This window comes from Streptomyces sp. NPDC055078 (genome assembly GCF_053607985.1).
The window spans coordinates 1-2,326 of sequence record NZ_JBSGUP010000944.1 but is presented as its reverse complement, the minus strand read 5'-3'; the positions used below and the strand labels follow the sequence as shown (position 1 = coordinate 2,326).

The 2,326-nt window shown below is 68.2% G+C and carries 3 protein-coding genes; 1 reads left to right on the top strand and 2 read right to left on the bottom strand.

The window, feature by feature from the left end; translation table 11 throughout:
* Both ACWF94_RS38930 and ACWF94_RS38925 read right to left on the bottom strand, forming a co-directional pair.
* Window positions 1-469, bottom strand: a 469-nt coding sequence (locus tag ACWF94_RS38930) for a CoA transferase (RefSeq protein WP_453499772.1), incomplete at its 3' end; no start/stop codon positions are given.
* Complete coding sequence (locus ACWF94_RS38925) at window positions 466-1,224, bottom strand: IclR family transcriptional regulator (RefSeq protein ID WP_453499770.1); 759 nt, start codon at window positions 1,222-1,224, stop codon at window positions 466-468. The genes ACWF94_RS38925 and ACWF94_RS38930, both read right to left, overlap by 4 nt.
* A 219-nt stretch (window positions 1,225-1,443) precedes the next feature.
* On the opposite strand from ACWF94_RS38925, the gene ACWF94_RS38920 reads away from it, so the two are divergent.
* Window positions 1,444-2,229, top strand: a complete 786-nt coding sequence (locus ACWF94_RS38920) for an enoyl-CoA hydratase/isomerase family protein (protein WP_453499774.1) — start codon at window positions 1,444-1,446, stop codon at window positions 2,227-2,229.
* Window positions 2,230-2,326 lie beyond the last annotated feature (97 nt).

Genomic DNA, 2,326 nt, shown 5'->3' with positions numbered 1-2,326 from the left:
TGCCGACCCCGTGCAGTGCGCCGGCCAACCCGATGTAGTTGATGTCGTGGCCCGCGGTCCGGGCGAGCGGCCCGTCCTGTCCCCAGCCCGTCATCCGCCCGTAGACGAGCCGAGGGTTTCGCGCGCGGCAGGCGTCGGGTCCCACGCCCAGTCTCTCGGCGACTCCCGGCCGGAAGCCCTCGATGACGACGTCCGCCGCATCGATCATGCCGAGCACCACATCGCGGCCCTGATCGCTCTTGAGGTCGACCATCAGCGATCGGCGGTTGCGGAGCATCGGCTCCTGTTGCCGCCGCTGCCGCAGTGTCGTACGGACGGGTGTGGGGCGGTCGATGCGGATCACGTCTGCCCCCATATCGGAGAGCAGCATGCCGGCGAAGGGGCCGGGGCCCAGTCCGGCGAACTCGATGACCCGGACACCCGACAGCACTCCGCCGGTCGATGTGCCTGTTTCCCCGCCGAGGCTCATCGGGGGGACTCGCCGGTGAAGCGGTGAGACCAGGCCAGGGCCTGGGTACGCAGTGTCCGGCCGAGCGAATCGAGTTGTTTGTCCATCTGCTCGCGAGGTCCGACGAGCGCGACCGCGGCGACGACCCGGCCGGCCTCGGTGACCGGTGCCGCGATGCCCGACAGTTCGTTTCTCATATAGCCGAGGCTGATGGCCAGGCCCTTTTCGCGGATGTCGTCGACCTCGTTCATGAATCCCTCGGCGAAGGGCTGCTCGTCGCTCGGGGCGGAGCTCAGGTAGGCGTACAGGTCGCGCTTGTCGCTGTGCGCCAACAGCACTCTCCCGGTGCAGGTGCGGAGCAGAGGGCGGCGGATGTGTGTCTCCGCGGCGTAGGCCGCATTCGAGTTCGTGGTGCTCACGTGGTCGATGTAGACGACCTGGCCGCCCACCGCGATCCCCAGGACGACCGTCGCGCGCGTCAGGCTGTGCAGGAGTTCGAGGTCGGCATGGTGCACGCTGCGCACCGGTTGCCGTCCGGCGGTCAGGTTGAGCACGTACGGCGTGGGGCCCAGGGTGAAACGGCGATTCTCCTCGGCGAGGAAGCTCGACGCGGCCAATCCGTTGACCAGCGCCTGGACCGAGCTGACCGGGGCGCCGAGGCGGCCGGCGATCTCGGTCAGGGTCAGTCCGTTGCGCTCCCGGGCGACGAAGTCGAGGATCTGCGCGATCCGGTCGACCGTGCGGTGATGCGGCCTGCGGGGCGGCGGCGCGCTCACGATCGGCCGTCCGGCGATGTCGCGCCAGGGCGAAGTTTCCCCATATGCATTGGCAGCTCCTGATACTCGTTGCAATTGCGCCCTGGTGACCGTAGTCGCCCAGGTCAGGGTGAGCAAATACGTATATAAATAATGTAGTTCATGCTTGCGTAGGATTGGGTTCATGTCTACCGTCGCAGACACCTCATGTCGACGACCTAGGAGACGGTGTCCGTGCCGATGCAAGCGCTGGAGTACTCGGTCAAGGACGGGGTCGCCACCCTGTTGTTGAACCGGCCCGAGCGGAAGAACGCCTTCACGCTTCCGATGCTCGATGACTGGGCAGCCGTGCTCAGGCAGGCCGAGGCCGACGCCGATGTACGCGTCCTCGTGGTGACCGGGGCGGGTGACGCGTTCTGCTCGGGAGTGGACCTGGACGCCTACGCGCCGGCCGAGGACCGCACCCCGTGGGAGAACAAGCAGGTCCTGACCTCGCGGGTGCACCAGGTGGCGCACGCGATGGAGGCGATGACCAAGCCGGTGATCGCCGCGGTCCGTGGCGTCGCGTATGGCGCAGGAATGGACATGTCACTCATGTGTGACATGCGTATCGCCGGCGAGTCGGCCCGGTTCTCCGAGGCGTACATCCGCCTCGGGCTGGTGCCCGGAGACGGCGGCTGCTGGTACCTGCCGCGCATCGTCGGGATGTCGAATGCGCTGCACCTGCTGTGGACCGGCGAGGTGGTCGACGCCGCTGGGGCGTTGCGCCTCGGGCTGGTGTCCGCCGTGCACCCGGACGACGAGCTGCTCGACAAGACCTACGACTATGCGCGACGGCTGGCGGCGATGTCGCCGATCGCCGTACAGCTGATCAAGAAGGCCGCCTACGAGGGATCTCGCCACGACCTGCGCACCGGATTGGACCTGATCTCCTCGCACATGGGCGTGGTGGCGGCCACCGAGGACGCACGCGAGGCGCTGCAAGCCTTTCAGCAGAAGCGCCGGCCCGTCTTCGAGGGACGGTGAGCGCGGTGAACGCCGCGCAGCCCGCGGCCGATGCCCACGCCGACCTCCGCGAGGAGGTCCGCACGCTCGTGACCCGGTGGCGTGCCGAGAGGGGAGG